Source organism: Ralstonia edaphi (assembly GCF_958350185.1).
In the GTDB taxonomy this organism is placed as follows: Bacteria; Pseudomonadota; Gammaproteobacteria; order Burkholderiales; family Burkholderiaceae; genus Ralstonia; species Ralstonia edaphi.
Genome location: NZ_CATWHI010000002.1, coordinates 57,486 through 71,062, shown reverse-complemented (window position 1 = coordinate 71,062; position 13,577 = coordinate 57,486). Strand labels below are relative to the sequence as shown.

At 64.7% G+C, this 13,577-nt stretch carries 13 protein-coding genes; 1 reads left to right on the top strand and 12 read right to left on the bottom strand.

The window, feature by feature from the left end; all coding sequences use genetic code 11:
* Positions 1 to 14: 14 nt before the first annotated feature.
* The 5 genes from R2669_RS05495 to R2669_RS05475 form a co-directional block, all read right to left on the bottom strand.
* Entirely contained in the window at positions 15 to 1,283 is a 1,269-nt protein-coding gene (locus tag R2669_RS05495) for an ABC transporter permease (protein WP_316899957.1), read from the bottom strand.
* 103 nt (positions 1,284 to 1,386) lie between these two features.
* Positions 1,387 to 2,427, bottom strand: coding sequence for an ABC transporter substrate-binding protein (locus R2669_RS05490; RefSeq protein ID WP_012435582.1), 1,041 nt, complete (start codon positions 2,425 to 2,427; stop codon positions 1,387 to 1,389).
* A 71-nt stretch (positions 2,428 to 2,498) separates the two neighbouring features.
* Entirely contained in the window at positions 2,499 to 3,587 is a 1,089-nt protein-coding gene (locus R2669_RS05485) for an ABC transporter ATP-binding protein (protein ID WP_102067265.1), read from the bottom strand.
* A gap of 518 nt (positions 3,588 to 4,105) precedes the next feature.
* Entirely contained in the window at positions 4,106 to 5,524 is a 1,419-nt protein-coding gene (locus R2669_RS05480; RefSeq protein ID WP_316899140.1) for a sensor histidine kinase, read from the bottom strand.
* Positions 5,521 to 6,201, bottom strand: a complete 681-nt coding sequence (locus R2669_RS05475; protein WP_027681402.1) for a response regulator — start codon at positions 6,199 to 6,201, stop codon at positions 5,521 to 5,523. The genes R2669_RS05480 and R2669_RS05475 overlap by 4 nt, the downstream gene beginning before the upstream one ends.
* 208 nt (positions 6,202 to 6,409) lie before the next feature.
* On the opposite strand from R2669_RS05475, the gene R2669_RS05470 reads away from it, so the two are divergent.
* On the top strand, positions 6,410 to 7,483 hold the full coding sequence (locus R2669_RS05470) for a porin (protein WP_102079821.1): 1,074 nt from the start codon (positions 6,410 to 6,412) through the stop codon (positions 7,481 to 7,483).
* Positions 7,484 to 7,559: 76 nt separating this feature from the next.
* On the opposite strand, the gene R2669_RS05465 is transcribed toward R2669_RS05470, so the two are convergent.
* From R2669_RS05465 to R2669_RS05435, 7 genes are all read right to left on the bottom strand, one after another.
* Positions 7,560 to 8,660: a J domain-containing protein gene (locus tag R2669_RS05465; RefSeq protein ID WP_316899138.1), complete on the bottom strand. Its 1,101-nt coding sequence runs from the start codon at positions 8,658 to 8,660 to the stop codon at positions 7,560 to 7,562.
* 60 nt (positions 8,661 to 8,720) lie between these two features.
* The gene (locus R2669_RS05460) at positions 8,721 to 9,515 is read right to left on the bottom strand and encodes an ABC transporter ATP-binding protein (RefSeq protein ID WP_102067261.1); all 795 of its coding nucleotides are present in this window, start codon (positions 9,513 to 9,515) and stop codon (positions 8,721 to 8,723) included.
* Position 9,516: 1 nt separating this feature from the next.
* Positions 9,517 to 10,425, bottom strand: a complete 909-nt coding sequence (locus R2669_RS05455) for an ABC transporter permease (protein ID WP_004626972.1) — start codon at positions 10,423 to 10,425, stop codon at positions 9,517 to 9,519.
* Positions 10,426 to 10,600: 175 nt separating this feature from the next.
* Positions 10,601 to 11,581 (bottom strand): ABC transporter substrate-binding protein, encoded by a 981-nt coding sequence (locus R2669_RS05450; protein WP_147214101.1) that lies wholly within the window; start codon positions 11,579 to 11,581, stop codon positions 10,601 to 10,603.
* A gap of 290 nt (positions 11,582 to 11,871) precedes the next feature.
* On the bottom strand, positions 11,872 to 12,669 hold the full coding sequence (locus R2669_RS05445) for a peptidylprolyl isomerase (protein ID WP_147214102.1): 798 nt from the start codon (positions 12,667 to 12,669) through the stop codon (positions 11,872 to 11,874).
* A gap of 42 nt (positions 12,670 to 12,711) precedes the next feature.
* Positions 12,712 to 12,984 carry a BolA family protein gene (locus tag R2669_RS05440; RefSeq protein ID WP_065855099.1) on the bottom strand — a complete coding sequence of 91 codons (273 nt, stop codon included), beginning with the start codon at positions 12,982 to 12,984 and terminating at the stop codon, positions 12,712 to 12,714.
* Entirely contained in the window at positions 12,984 to 13,556 is a 573-nt protein-coding gene (locus R2669_RS05435; RefSeq protein WP_316899136.1) for a septation protein A, read from the bottom strand. Before R2669_RS05435 ends, R2669_RS05440 begins: the two co-directional genes overlap by 1 nt.
* Positions 13,557 to 13,577: the final 21 nt, after the last annotated feature.

The following is a 13,577-nucleotide window of genomic DNA, read 5'->3' as shown; positions in this document are numbered from 1 at the left end:
TCGATGGGCTCCGTTCAACCAACGCGGACCTTGGGCCGCGTAAAGCGTCCATACACGGCGTACAGCACGAGCGTGGCCAGCAACAGCAGCGCACCCAGCGCGCACGCCATGCCCCAGTTGATCGTGACGTTGGTGAAGTAGGCCACGTAGTAGCTGACCATCTGGTCGTTCGGCCCGCCCAGCAGCGCGGGGGTGATGTAGTAACCGAGTGCCAGGATGAACACCAGCAGCGCGCCGGCGCCGATGCCCGGGTACGTCTGCGGCACATACACGCGCCAGAAGGCGGCAAACGGATGGCTGCCCAGCGACACGGCCGCGCGCTGGTATGTGGGCGGGATCGACTTCATCACGCTGTACAGCGGCAGGATCATGAACGGCAGCAGGATGTGCGTCATCGAGATGTACACGCCCACGCGATTGAACAGCAGCGCCAGCGGCTCCTTGATGATGCCGAGGTCCATCAGGCCGTGGTTGATCAGGCCTTCGGTCTGCAGCAGCACGATCCACGCCGCCACGCGCACGAGAATGGACGTCCAGAACGGAATCAGCACCATCACCATGACGAGGTTGGCGCGGCGCTCCGGCAGCGAGGCGATCCAGTACGACAGCGGATAGCCCAGCAGCAGGGCGAACAGCGTCACCATTGCGCTGATGACGAAGGTGCGGATAAACACCGTCACATAGATCTGCTCGTCGGGGTCGGTGGCTTCGATGTGGCCGAAGGCATCTTGCCGGTGGTCCAGCGCGGCCAGCAGGTAGAACGGCGACGTGCGGCTGCTGTTCTTGGCGATGGCCTGCCAGTACGTGACATCGCCCCAGCGCTCGTCGACTTCGAGGAGCTTGGCGCGGGTCTGGCCGGGCGTGAGCGTCAGCGCCTTGCCCTGGTCATCGGCCAGCGGCATGGCGCGCGCGGTCTTGGCAACTAGCGAGCGGAAGCCCGGGATTTCAGTGTTGAGGCGGCGGGCCAGTGCGCCCATCGCTTCGCCTTCGCTCACCGTCGTGAGGTCTGCGGCGAGCGCAGCGTAGGCGGCGTCGGCCGGCGGGCTCTTGCGGTCCCAGCCCTTCAGGGCGACGACGGTTTTGGGCAGCGCGTCGGCCACCTCGGGGTTCTGCACGGCGCGTGTGAGCAGGGCGCCGATCGGCACGACAAAGATGAGCAGCAGGAAGATGGCGAGCGGCGCCACCAGCGCTAGCGCCATGGCACGCCTGCGCGCCTCAGCGCTCTTCAATTCGCGTTTGAGTTTGGCCGTCGAATCAGGAACCGATTCAGCCGCGATCGTCATGGTGTTCAATGCTGCCTCGCCATCGCTACGGGAATTCATCCGGCGGATGCCTTGCCAAAGGGGCAGGGCATCCGCGCGGTCACTGCGTTACACCGCTATGCGGTTACTTCGACGCCCACGAGGCGAAGCGCTGTTCCAGCTCGTCGCCATGGTCGGTCCAGAACTGCAGGTTCTGCAGCACGGCGTTCTTGGCGTTCTCCGGGGAGTTCGGCATGTTGGCCTGCGTCTTGGCGTCGAGCGCCTTGATGGCCGCCACGTTGGCCGGGCCATACGCGATGTGCTTGGCGTATTCCTGCTGTGGCTTCTGCGACAGCGTGTAAGCGATGTACTGCTCGGCCAGCGCCTTGTTGGGCGTGCCCTTGGGGATAGCCCAGTAGTCCAGGTCGTAGATGCTGCCGTTCCAGACCACCTTCAGGTTCTTGCCTTCGCGCTGTGCAGCGTCGATACGGCCGTTGAACGCGGTGGACATCACCACGTCACCCGCCACCAGGAACTGCGGCGGCTGCGCGCCGGCTTCCCACCACTGGATGTTGGGCTTGAGCTGATCGAGCTTCTTGAACGCGCGGTTCTGGCCGTCCTTGGTGGCGAGCACCTTGTAGACGTCCTTGACCGGCACGCCGTCGGCCATCAGGGCGAACTCCAGGTTGCCGCGCGCACCCTTGCGCATGCCGCGCTTGCCCGGGAATTTCTTCACGTCCCAGAAATCGGCCCAGCCGGTCGGGGCGGTCTTGAGCTTGTCGGCGTTGTACGCCATCGCGGTCGACCACACGAAGAAGCCCACGCCGCAGGTGCTCGGCGACTCGGGGATCAGATCGCTCTTCTTGGCGATCTTGCTCCAGTCGAGCTTCTCGAACAGGCCTTCATCGCAGCCGCGGCCGATGTCGCCCGATTCCACTTCGACCACGTCCCAGTTGACGTGCTTGGCTTCGACCATGGCCTTGATCTTGGCCTGCTCGCCGTTGTACTCGACCACGGTGACCTTGTTGCCGGTCTGCGCCTCGAACGGCTTGTTGAAGGCGGCCTTCTGCGCGTCGCCATTGGCACCGCCGAAGTTCACGACGGTGATTTCCGCAGCGTGCGCGCCGAACGCAATGGCGAACGCGCCGGCAAGCACGGACAGCCGCGTCTTTGTGATGTGTTTCATTCCTGGCTCCTCTTATTGGCGTGTGGGTACAACGTGTGGTCGTGGCATGCGGGCAGGGGTGCCCGCGTGCGTCATGCAAAAACGCGCAGGTGTTCCGGTGCGAACTCCAGCTGGATCGGCGCGCCGGGCGCAAAGCCTTCGAGCGCCCGCGTGCCCAGCGGCACCTTCACGAAACATTCGGGTTGGTCGGGCAGGGCGCAGCGCATGCGCACGTGGTCGCCAAAGTAGACGAGGCCACGTGTCTGACCGGTGATCGCGTTGCCGGCGGCGGAGGCGCCCTCGGCCAGGCGCATGCGCTCGGGGCGGATGCAGCCCGTGGCCGTAGCCCCGACGTTGGCGCCGGCCACGTTGCGGCCGACCACGCGGGCGCCGTCGTTGAGCTGCAGTTCGCAGTACTCGCCGTCAACGCGGGTGACGGTGCCGCGCAGTGTGTTGCTGTCGCCGATGAAGTTGGCGACGAACTCGTTGCAGGGGCGTTCGTAGAGGCTGTCCACGGTGTCGAGCTGCTGCACGATGCCCTTGTCGAACACAGCGACGCGGTCGGACATGGTGAGTGCCTCGCCCTGGTCGTGCGTCACATAGACAAAGGTCACGCCGAGCTTTTCGTGCAGCGATTTCAATTCGTACTGCATGTGTTCACGCAGTTGCTTGTCGAGCGCGCCGAGCGGTTCGTCCATCAGCACGAGCTTGGGCTCGAACACCAGCGCGCGGGCCAGTGCAATGCGCTGCTGTTGCCCGCCCGAGAGCTGCGCGGGGTAGCGCTTGGCAAAGCCTTCCATGCGGACCATCTGCAGGGCCTTGTGCACGCGCTCGGCACGTTCGGCGGCGGGCAGCTTGCGCACGGTCAGCGGGTATTCCACGTTCTGCGCCACTGTCATGTGCGGAAACAGCGCGTAGTTCTGGAACACCATGCCGATGTTGCGCTTGTGCGGCGGCACGTTGTTGAGCAGCGCGCCTTCGAGGCGGATCTCGCCGCCGGTCGGGAATTCGAACCCGGCCAGCATCATCAGGCATGTGGTCTTGCCCGAGCCGGAGGGGCCGAGCAGGGTGAGGAACTCGCCCTGGTAGATGTCCAGGTCCAGGTGTTTGACCACGAGGGTCTCGCCGTCATACGTCTTGCGTACACCGCGAAAGCTGACGATCACGTCGTCGGTCTTCATTGCTGCTTCCTCCATACCATGTCGGTCATCGGGCCTGAGCCCTGCCGCTGCAGGCGGCATTCGCTGGCTTGCGCCCACGCTGCCCGTCGCGCCGTTCTCCGATCCACCCGGGTCGGTCAACATGCCGTGTTGTGACGAATTGTTGATGGACTATAGCGGCTCATTGTTCTGCAAAGTGGACCCAATCCTGGTTATTTGATGGAGCCATTTACCGCCACCGCGCAGGCACATCCCACGGGCGTGCGGGCCCGCGGCACCACAATAGGGAAAACCCCGGATGCCTTGCCCGAGCAAGCTCGGCGGCCGATCGTGTGGTCGTTGTGATCTGTTTGAGTGTAGGTCGTGCGCCAGCCCGCGTGCGGCGGGCATAACAGAGCCCGGATGGAACCAATTTGGCCGGAACAGCAGCCCATTCGAGCCGCGCGGAAATGGTGCGCCGCGTCTTCACGCAAACGGTGCATCACCTTGGGGGCACGCGCGACCGCTACACGACGATGTTGTCGTGCAGCAACCCGTTTTCAGGCTGTCGGCTCTTCAATCAAGGCCAGCGCCAGGTAGACGGAGACGGTCAGCCCGCCGCCGGGCGTTTCCGACAGCGCCACCGTGCCGCCATGCAGGCGGGCAATCTCGCGGACGATCGCCAGGCCAAGGCCGCTGCCGTCGTGGCCTTCCGATGCCGCGCCGCGATAGAAACGGCCGAAGACCGCATCGCGCTCGGGCACGGCAATGCCGGGGCCGTCGTCTTCCACTTGCAGCACGGCCTGCTCGCCGAGCATCGCCATCGCCTGCCGCTTGACCCGCAGCGTGACGCGCGCCCCGTTGCCTGCATAAAGGATGGCGTTGTCGAGCAGGTTGCCGATCAGCTCCTGGAGCCATTGGGATTCGCCCGCCACCGTCACGGGTTCGCCTTCAAAGCCGAGGTCGACGCCGGATCGGCGCGCAACGGGTGCCAGTTCCAGCGCGACATCGCCGGCCAGGGTGTCCAGGCGTAGCGGCTGGAGTTGTGGGGCGTAGCCGCTGTCGGTCTCCAGGCGCGAGAGCGACAGCAGTTGCTGCACGCCGCGCGCGGCCTGGCGCACGGTGCCGTGCAACGGCTCGAGGTGGCGGCGGATGCGTTCTCCATCGGGCTCGCGCAGGGCCAGCTCGGACTGCGCCTGGATCACGGCCAGCGGTGTCTTCAATTGATGTGCGGCGTCGGCAAAGAAGCGCTTGCGGGCCTGCACCATGCGCAGCAGGCGCGCCACGTACTGATTGATGGCTTCGACCAGCGGCGCGACCTCTGCCGGCAGGCCTTGCTGCGGCAGCGGGGCCAGCTCATCGGTGCCGCGGCCGGCCACGGTTTCGCTCAACTGGCGCAGCGGCCGCAGGCCGCGCCGCACGCCCAGCCAGACGATGCCCACGGCCAGCACCACCAGCAATACTTCCTGCTGCAATGAGCCCGCCAGGATCTCGTGCGCCAGCGCCTCGCGCGGCTCCAGCGTTTCACCCACCAGCAGCCAGATGACCTGCGTTTCGGCCGACTGCGCATCGCGCACCGGCAGCGGCTGCGCGGCCATGCGCACCTGCATGCCGCGAAACAGCGCGTCGTAAAAGACGGTGCGATACGGCGTGGGGCGCCGGCCGCCCGGCATGGGCAGACCGTCGTAGCCGGTGAGCGTGCCGCCGCCGGCATCGACAATCCGGTAGAAGATGCTGCTGCCCGTTTCCGATTCGAGGATGTCCAGCGCGAGGTACGGCAGGTCGATGGCGAATTGCTTGTTGCGCAGTCGCACGCCTTCGCGCATGGCCTTGAGCGAGGCTTCGAGCGTGCGGTCGAACGCGGCGTTGGCGGCCGTCATGGCGCGCGTGTAAGTCAGCCACGCATCGAGGGCGAGCAACCCCAGCAGCGGCAGCAGCAGCCAGAACGAAAGCTGCCGGCGCAGGCTCGACGGGTTCATGGCGCAGCGCCTTCCGTGGCTTCCAGCAGATACCCGAGCCCGCGCAGCATGACGATGGCCACGCCGCTGCCGTCGAGCTTCTTGCGCAGGCGGTGCACGTAGATCTCGATGGCGTCGGCGTTGACGGATTCGTTGATGCTGAAGATCTTTTCCGAGATGGCGGCCTTGTTGACGGCGCGGCCGTCGCGCAGCATCAGCACTTCCAGTACGGCGCGCTCGCGGCCGGTGAGGGCGAGCAGTTCGCCATGGAGCGTGAAGGCGCCGCTGATGCCGTCGTAGTGCAGCGGGCCGCATTGCAGCTGCGTGCTTTCGTGGCCGTGGCTGCGTCGGATGAGCGCACGGGCGCGGGCTTCGACTTCGGTCAGGTCGAACGGTTTCGCAAGGTAATCGTCAGCACCGAGGTTCAGGCCGCGCACGCGTTCTTCCACGGCGCCGTGTGCAGTGAGGATCATCACGGGCAGCGGGTTCTTGCGGGCGCGCAGGCGGCGCAGCACTTCCAGCCCGTCCAGGCGGGGCAGGCCAATGTCGAGAATGGCCAGCGCGTAGTCCTGCGTGGTGAGCAGCAAGTCGGCCGCGTGGCCGTCATGCACGCAATCGACCGTGAAGCCGGCCTGGCCGAGGGCTTCTTCCAGCGTGCTGGCCAGCTTCAGGTTGTCTTCCACCAACAGGATGCGCATATCGGGACGTCTCTCAATCAGCCGCAGAGGAATACAGACATCGCCGCATGTTTTGAAGCTAGGGAAACCCCCGAGAACGCCGCGACACAGCCCCGCATTTTCCCGTCAATCGAAAGTGAACTGAAAGTGCGCCCCTCATACGATCCGTCCCGCCCAAAGGCCCTGTGACTGAGGCTTTTGCGCAAGGACAACGAATAAGGGAGACCAGATGAACAAGACTTCGATGGCGCTGGCGGTGGTTGCGCTCGCCACCGCGACGACGGCCGGCACGGCCGCCGCACAATCGTCCAACGTGACCCTGTACGGGATCATGGATTCGGGCATCGAGTATGTGAACCACGCCGGCCCGAACGGCGGCAGCGCCACGCGCCTCGTCTCGGGCGGCAAGAACACATCGCGCTGGGGCATGCGCGGCACCGAAGACCTGGGCGGCGGCCTGAAGGCCGTGTTCAACCTGGAAAGCGGCATCGCCATCGACACCGGCAAGCTCGACACCGACAACACGCTGTTCGACCGCCGCGCGGTGGTGGGGCTGGCGGGCGGCTTCGGCCAGGTGGTCGCCGGTCGCACCTTCACCACGACGTACGACTTCATGCTGCCGTACGACCCGATGGGCTACGCGCCGAACTACTCGTGGGCGACCTCGTCCACGGCAACGGGCGACCGCAAGGATGGCCTGTTCTCGCGCGCTTCCAACGCCGTGCGCTATGACGGCACGTTTGGCGGCCTGAAGCTGGGCGCCACCGTGGGCTTTGGCGAGGCAGCGGGCAACTTCAAGAGCAGCTCCAAGTACGACCTGGGCGTCGGCTACAGCGTGGGCGGCTTCTCGGCAGCCGTCACGTGGGATCGCCAGAACGGCGCAGGCACCAGCACCACGCCAGCAGACACGACCGATTACATCCAGGGCATTCACGCCGGCGCCAGCTACGACTTCGGCGCACTGAAGCTGTTCGCGGGCTATCGCAACTACAAGCGCGCGTTCACCACGGCCACCGCCAGCCTGCGCAGCGACATGTATTGGGCGGGTGCCAGCTACGACGTGACGCCGGCCTTCACGCTGTACGGCGCGGTGTACAAGCAGAACATCAAGGACGGCACGGATGCCGATCCGATCCTGTTCTCCGTGCGCGGCCAGTACGCGCTGTCCAAGCGCACGACGGCGTATCTGTCTGCCGGTTATGCCAAGGCCAAGAACGGCCAGAACGTGAGCCTGTCGCGCGACGTGGTGGGTTATGGCAACAACCAGGTCGGTGTGACGGCGGGCCTGCAACACCGCTTCTGATCGGCTGATCGCAGTCAAAAACACGGGCACCTTCGGGTGCCCGTTCTGTTGGATCGACGCGCGGCTCGGCAGGCCGTCAGTCGAACGTCGTGCGGGATTTCAGCATGCGCCGCACGTCGCGGAAATCGTCGAAGGCGGCAAGGTCCTGCTCGATATTGCGCACCTGTTGGCGCAGCGCTGCGATGTCAAGATCCAGCTTTTGCAAGACGGCGTCCGGCGGCAGCGCTTCGAACTGCTGATACCCGTACGTGTATCGGAACGTCGTTTCGACACGATGGATCTGCCGGTCCAGCTCCCGCACCTGGTCTTTCAGGATCTGGTTGTAGTGCGTCAGCCGCGCTTCGTTGATCCGGTTGATCGAATGCTGGTCGATGTGCTCCAGCTCAAGCTGCAATTCGAGTAGTTGCAGCAGGTTGTTCTTGTCGTAAGCCTCGTTGACGCGCTGCATGAGCCGCGTCTTCCGGTCCCGCTCCTGCGGATCGGTTTCGCGGTCGGGGTGCAGGGCGCTGGCGAGCTTGCGATAGACCTCGCGGATGGACAGGGTGATCTGCGCCTGTTCGTCTTCCTCACGCGCTTCTGCCGCAAGCTGCTTCGGAGATTTCTTTCGCGCGGCCCGGCGGGCTTCACGCTTGGTTGCGGCGGCAGCCTTTTTCTCAGCCCGTTGCGCGAGGTGCTCGCGGGCGCGTTGCAGTAGCGCCTCTTCCGAATGCACATCAGCGTCGTCGCCCAGGCCGACGCCGAGTGCGGCCTCCAGCCTTGCCTTCATCTCGGCGGCTTGCATTGCGGCTTCCCGGTCGAAGTCCGTGCCGCTGTACTTGTTGTAGAGCGCCTTCAGGCTCGCGTCTTCATCGATCAAGTCTCGTGCGAGATCGATGATGAGCGCGGAGATCTTGCGGCGTTCGGCCTTGGTGAAGGCATCGTGCTCGTAGACCTGGTCCAGGCTGCGCACCAAGCGGACCTGCAATGCGATGCGGCTACGCTCCAGCGGCAAGAATTCGCCGGCATATCGGCCCTGGAACTGAACGGTAGCCGTCTCCCAGTCCGCCAGCCGGTTGCGCCGATTCTCGATCTGCTTGATCAGCGCGTTGAAGGCTCGCTGGCCTTTTGACAGCGTCGGCGAATCGTCCGCGTGCGGATTGGGCGAGATGCTGATGGCAGGGCGGTGGGCCTTGGTCATGGAGCGGAAATGTCGCGGGCTCCGCAAGGGAGCCCGTCGATGTGATGTTGGTGCGATGGATCAGCCCAGCAACAGCGCGTCGTCGTCCACCTTGGCGCCGCGTGTTTCCTCGAACTTCTGCAGCAGGTGCGGCACGTCCAGGCCGCGGCGTTCCTCGCCTTGCACGTCGAGGATCACGTTGCCCTGGTGCAGCATCACCGTGCGATCGCCGTAGTCGAGCGCCTGGCGCATGGAGTGCGTCACCATCATCGTCGTCAGCTTGCTCTCCGAGACGATCTTGGCGGTCAGCTCCAGCACGAAGGCGGCCGTTTTCGGGTCCAGCGCGGCGGTGTGCTCATCCAGCAGCAGGATGCGCGACGGCTGCAGCGAGGCCATCAGCAGGCTCACGGCCTGGCGCTGGCCACCCGAGAGCAGGCCGATGCGATCGGTCAGGCGGTTTTCCAGACCGAGGTCCAGTCGGCGAAGTTGCTCACGGAAGATCTCGCGCCACTTGCGGTTGGTGGCGAACGAGAAACCGCGACGTTGCCCGCGGCACATGGCCAGCGACATGTTCTCTTCGATGGTCAGGTTTTCGCAGGTGCCGGCCATCGGATCCTGGAACACGCGGGCGACCTTGTCGGCACGTTGCCACGCGGTCTTGCGAGTGACGTCTTCACCGTCGATCGTGATGCGGCCGGAGTCGACCAGCTGGTCGCCGCTGATGGAGTTCAGGAACGTCGACTTGCCGGCCCCGTTGGAGCCGATCACGGCGACGAACTGGCCCGCCGGAATGTCCAGCGACAGACCGCGCAGCGCGCGCGTCTCGATGGGCGTGCCCGGGTTGAAGGTGAGGGTGAGTCCTTGTGCGCTCAGCATGTCAGTTCCCCTTGGTACCGTTCTTGGCGAGCTTGCCGAACACCTTACGGCGCACACCGGGAAGCACGAGCGCGATCACCACCAGCGCGGCGGTCACCATGTTCAGGTCTTGCGCCTGCAGGCCGATGAAATCGCTGTTGAGCGCCAGGGCGATGAAGAAGCGATACAGGATCGCGCCCACCACCACGGCCAGCGTGGTCAGCACCAGGCGGCGTGCCGGCAGCACGGTCTCGCCGATGATGACGGCGGCCAAGCCGATGACGATGGTGCCAATGCCCATCGACACATCCGCGCCGCCCTGCGTTTGCGCGTACAGCGCACCAGCAAGCGCCACCAGTGCGTTGGACAGCGCCATGCCGGCCAGCGTGGCCGCGCCAGTGGCGACGCCCTGCGCGCGGGCCATGCGCGGGTTGGCGCCGGTCGCGCGCAGCGACAGGCCGATCTGCGTCGAGAAGAACCAGTCCACCAGCAGCTTGACGACCACCACGACCACACCCAGCAGCACCGGGCGGAACACGTAGTCGGGCATCCACTCCGGCTGCAGCAGCGAGAAGATCGTCGGCTCGGAGATGAGCGGCACGTTCGGTTTGCCCATGATGCGCAGGTTGACCGAGTAGAGCGCAATCATCATCAGGATACTGGCGAGCAGATCCATGATCTTCAGGCGCACGTTGAGCCAGCCGGTGATGAAACCGGCAACCGCACCGGCCAGCGTGCCGCCCAGCGTCGACATGAACGGATCGTGTCCGCCGGCGATGAGCGTGGCTGCCACGGCGCCCCCCATCGGGAAGCTGCCGTCGACTGTGAGGTCAGGGAAATTGAGGATGCGGAAGGAGATCAGCACCCCGAGCGCCACGAGACTGAAGATCAGACCGATCTCCAGGGCGCCGAGCAATGAAAACAGTGACATGACAGAGTAGGGCGCGGTGGTCGGGCACCGGCCGGTGTGCAATGAACGGGGACGCTTTCGGGTAGGAGCGTAAGCGCCCGGCCATTATGCGGCGGATAGCCACGTTGCGGCTCGGGCAGCCAGACCCGCGCCAGGACGGCTCCGTCGGGCGGAGGCCGGCCCGGCGCCTTGCGAGTTACTTGATGACTTCCTTGGCGTCCTTCAGCAGATCGGCCGACAGGGTCGCGCCTTGCTTCTTGGCCGCGCCTTCGTTCACGAACAGCTCCAGGTCGGTGCTGCCGGCCGAGGCAATCGCGCCCGGCTTCTCACCCTTCAGGATGCGGGCGACGACCTTGCCGGTCTGCTGGCCCAGCTTGTAATAGTTGATGCCCAGCGCAGCGATGGCGCCGCGCTTGACGCTGTCGGTATCGCCGGCCACCAACGGGATCTTCGCTTCGTTGGCCACCTTCACCAGCGATTCGTACGCTGACACCACGTTGTTGTCGGTGTTCGTGTAGATCACGTCGACTTTGCCGATCAGGTTCTTGGCGGCCGGCGCGATATCCACCGTACGCGGAGCCGCCGACTCCACCAGCGTCATGCCTTGCGCCGACAGCAGCTTCTTCAGCTCGGTGACCACCACAACCGAATTGGCTTCGCCCGGGTTGTAGACCATGCCCACGCGCTTGGCATTCGGCACCACGCGCTTGATCAGGGCGATCTGCTTGTCCAGCGGCAGCTTGTCCGACACGCCGGTCACGTTGGTGCCGGTCGGCTCCCAGCTCTTGACCAGTTGTGCGGCGACAGGATCCGTCACGCCCGAATACACGACGGGGATCGACTTGGTGGCAGCCACAACGGCCTGCGCCGACGGCGTGGCGATGGCAACGATGGCGTCCGGCTTGTCGCCGATGAACTTGCGGGCGATCTGCGCAGCGGTGGCCGTGCTGCCTTGCGCGCTCTGGTATTCCCACTTCAGGTTCTTGCCTGCGTCGAAGCCTTCGGCCTTGAGCTGCTCCTTGGCGCCGTCGCGGATGGCGTCCAGCGCCGGGTGCTCAACGATGGCCAGCACTTCGACCGACTTGGTGGCCTGGGCCAGTGCCGGTGCAGCCTGCAGCAGGGCCATCGGAATGGCGGCGAGCGCCGCAATGCGCAAAGCGTGCTTGAACGTGGACATAAGGATCTCCTGTTTCCTTTTGGGTGGTTTCGCTCTGGCGGCGAGCGGGATGTGCCCGTGCCGGCGTGGTTGGTTTTTCAGACTCTGTTGATGCGTGAGTGCACCGAAGCAGTGCAATGTCGGCGCACGTGGGCGCACATTATGGGACAAATCGCACTGCTTTTCAGCAAACACTTCAAAAGAACTCGGGGGGTGCCGGTGGGGTATTCCGGTTGCGTGCGATGCAACCCGGCCATCAAATCAAAAAGGGGCACGCGGCCCCTTTTTTCACTGCCCCAACGGGCGGCTGCTTACTGGATCTTTGCTTTTTCGCGCAGCTCTTTCAGCATCGCCTGGAACTTGCTGCGTTGCCAGTTCTGGTCGCCCATCATCATCTCGAGCAGCTGCGGCTTGACGTCTTCGTACGACGGGATCTTGGCGTCGCGCGTGTCATCCAGGCGGATCACGTGCCAGCCGAATTGCGTCTTGACCGGCGTCTGCGTGATCTGGCCCTTCTTCAGGCCGGTGAGCGCGGCCGAGAATTCCGGCACGTAGGTGCCCGGATTTGCCCAGTCCAGATCGCCGCCGTTCGCGCCCGATCCCTTGTCCTTCGATTGCGCCTTGGCGATGTCTTCAAACTTCGCGCCGGCCTTCAGCTTGGCGATGATGGCCTTGGCGTCGGCTTCCTTGTCCACGAGGATGTGGTGGGCGTGGTATTCCTTGCCGTTGCCGAACTGCGCCTTGATCTTGTCGTACTGCTTGTGCAGTTCGTCTTCGGTGGCGGGGCTGTTCTTGACGTAGTCCTCGAACTCGGCGGCCACCAGCACGTTCAGGCGTGCGGAAGCCAGCTGCTCCTGAACGTCGTCGCGCTCCAGTAGACCGCGCTTGGCGGCGTCCTGCTCGATCAGTTCACGGTCGACCAGCATGTCGCGGGCCTTGGCACGCAGCTCAGGCGATTCGGGCTGGCCCGACTTCTTGATCAGCGCGTCCACCTTGGCGCTCGGAATGGCTTTGCCGTTGACCACCGCGGCATTCTGCGCCATGGCGGGAGCAACGGTCGCAGCAAAGGCAACAGCCAGCAGGCTGGCAGTGAGGCTGGAAATCTTCATGGGATTGCGTTCGAGGGAAGGACGAGTGAGCGTGGAATGCGCTTACGTGTTTTCTTCGGGAGTGACCGCGCGGATCGCCAGGGCATGAATTGCCGCTGGCCACAGCGTGTGCAGCGCATCATACACCATGCGATGACGCGCCAAACGGTTCTTGCCGGCAAAGGCTGCGCTGACGATTTCGACGTTGTAATGCCCACCGCCGGAGGCTGCGCCGGCGTGTCCGGCATGCTTGGCGCTGTCGTCTTCAACGACGAGGTGGGCGGGCTGGAAGGCCTCGCGCAGGAGGCGTTCGATTTCTCGCGGATCTGCAGCCATCAGCGGTCGTCTCCGATGTTGGCGTCGTTGGCCGCGCTGGCAGGGCGCTCCTGCATGTGGCGAGCCAGCCAGACACTTTGCGCAAGGATGAACACCACCATCAGGCCCATCGAGCCGAACAGCTTGAAGTTGACCCACACGTCGGTGTCGAAGTTGTAGGCCACGTAGAGGTTCAGGCAGCCCATGATCAGGAAGAAGAGCGCCCACACCAGGTTCAGTCGGCCCCACATCGACTCGGGCAGCGATACCTGCTGCTCCATCATGGCGCGGATGAGGTTTTTGCGAACGAACACCACGCTGCCCAGCAGCACCACGCCAAACAGCCAGTACAGGACCGTCGGCTTCCACTTGATGAAGGTCTCGTTGTGGAAGATGAGCGTGGCGCCGCCAAACACACCGATGATGAGCAGCGACAACCACTGCATGGCGTCGACCTTGCGGTGCTTGAACCACACCCAGGCGATCTGCAGCACGGTGGCGACCATCGCGACGGTGGTCGCCACATAAATACCGGCCACCTTGAAGGCAGCAAAGAACAGGATGACCGGGAACAGATCGAACAGGAATTTCATGCGGGAACGCGCTTATGCGGG

Coding starts and splice junctions, on each gene's coding strand:
- R2669_RS05495 (WP_316899957.1), bottom strand. CDS start 1,283: ATGACGATCGCGGCTGAATCGGTTCCTGATTCGACGGCCAAACTCAAA.
- R2669_RS05490 (WP_012435582.1), bottom strand. CDS start 2,427: ATGAAACACATCACAAAGACGCGGCTGTCCGTGCTTGCCGGCGCGTTC.
- R2669_RS05485 (WP_102067265.1), bottom strand. CDS start 3,587: ATGAAGACCGACGACGTGATCGTCAGCTTTCGCGGTGTACGCAAGACG.
- R2669_RS05480 (WP_316899140.1), bottom strand. CDS start 5,524: ATGAACCCGTCGAGCCTGCGCCGGCAGCTTTCGTTCTGGCTGCTGCTG.
- R2669_RS05475 (WP_027681402.1), bottom strand. CDS start 6,201: ATGCGCATCCTGTTGGTGGAAGACAACCTGAAGCTGGCCAGCACGCTG.
- R2669_RS05470 (WP_102079821.1), top strand. CDS start 6,410: ATGAACAAGACTTCGATGGCGCTGGCGGTGGTTGCGCTCGCCACCGCG.
- R2669_RS05465 (WP_316899138.1), bottom strand. CDS start 8,660: ATGACCAAGGCCCACCGCCCTGCCATCAGCATCTCGCCCAATCCGCAC.
- R2669_RS05460 (WP_102067261.1), bottom strand. CDS start 9,515: ATGCTGAGCGCACAAGGACTCACCCTCACCTTCAACCCGGGCACGCCC.
- R2669_RS05455 (WP_004626972.1), bottom strand. CDS start 10,425: ATGTCACTGTTTTCATTGCTCGGCGCCCTGGAGATCGGTCTGATCTTC.
- R2669_RS05450 (WP_147214101.1), bottom strand. CDS start 11,581: ATGTCCACGTTCAAGCACGCTTTGCGCATTGCGGCGCTCGCCGCCATT.
- R2669_RS05445 (WP_147214102.1), bottom strand. CDS start 12,669: ATGAAGATTTCCAGCCTCACTGCCAGCCTGCTGGCTGTTGCCTTTGCT.
- R2669_RS05440 (WP_065855099.1), bottom strand. CDS start 12,984: ATGGCTGCAGATCCGCGAGAAATCGAACGCCTCCTGCGCGAGGCCTTC.
- R2669_RS05435 (WP_316899136.1), bottom strand. CDS start 13,556: ATGAAATTCCTGTTCGATCTGTTCCCGGTCATCCTGTTCTTTGCTGCC.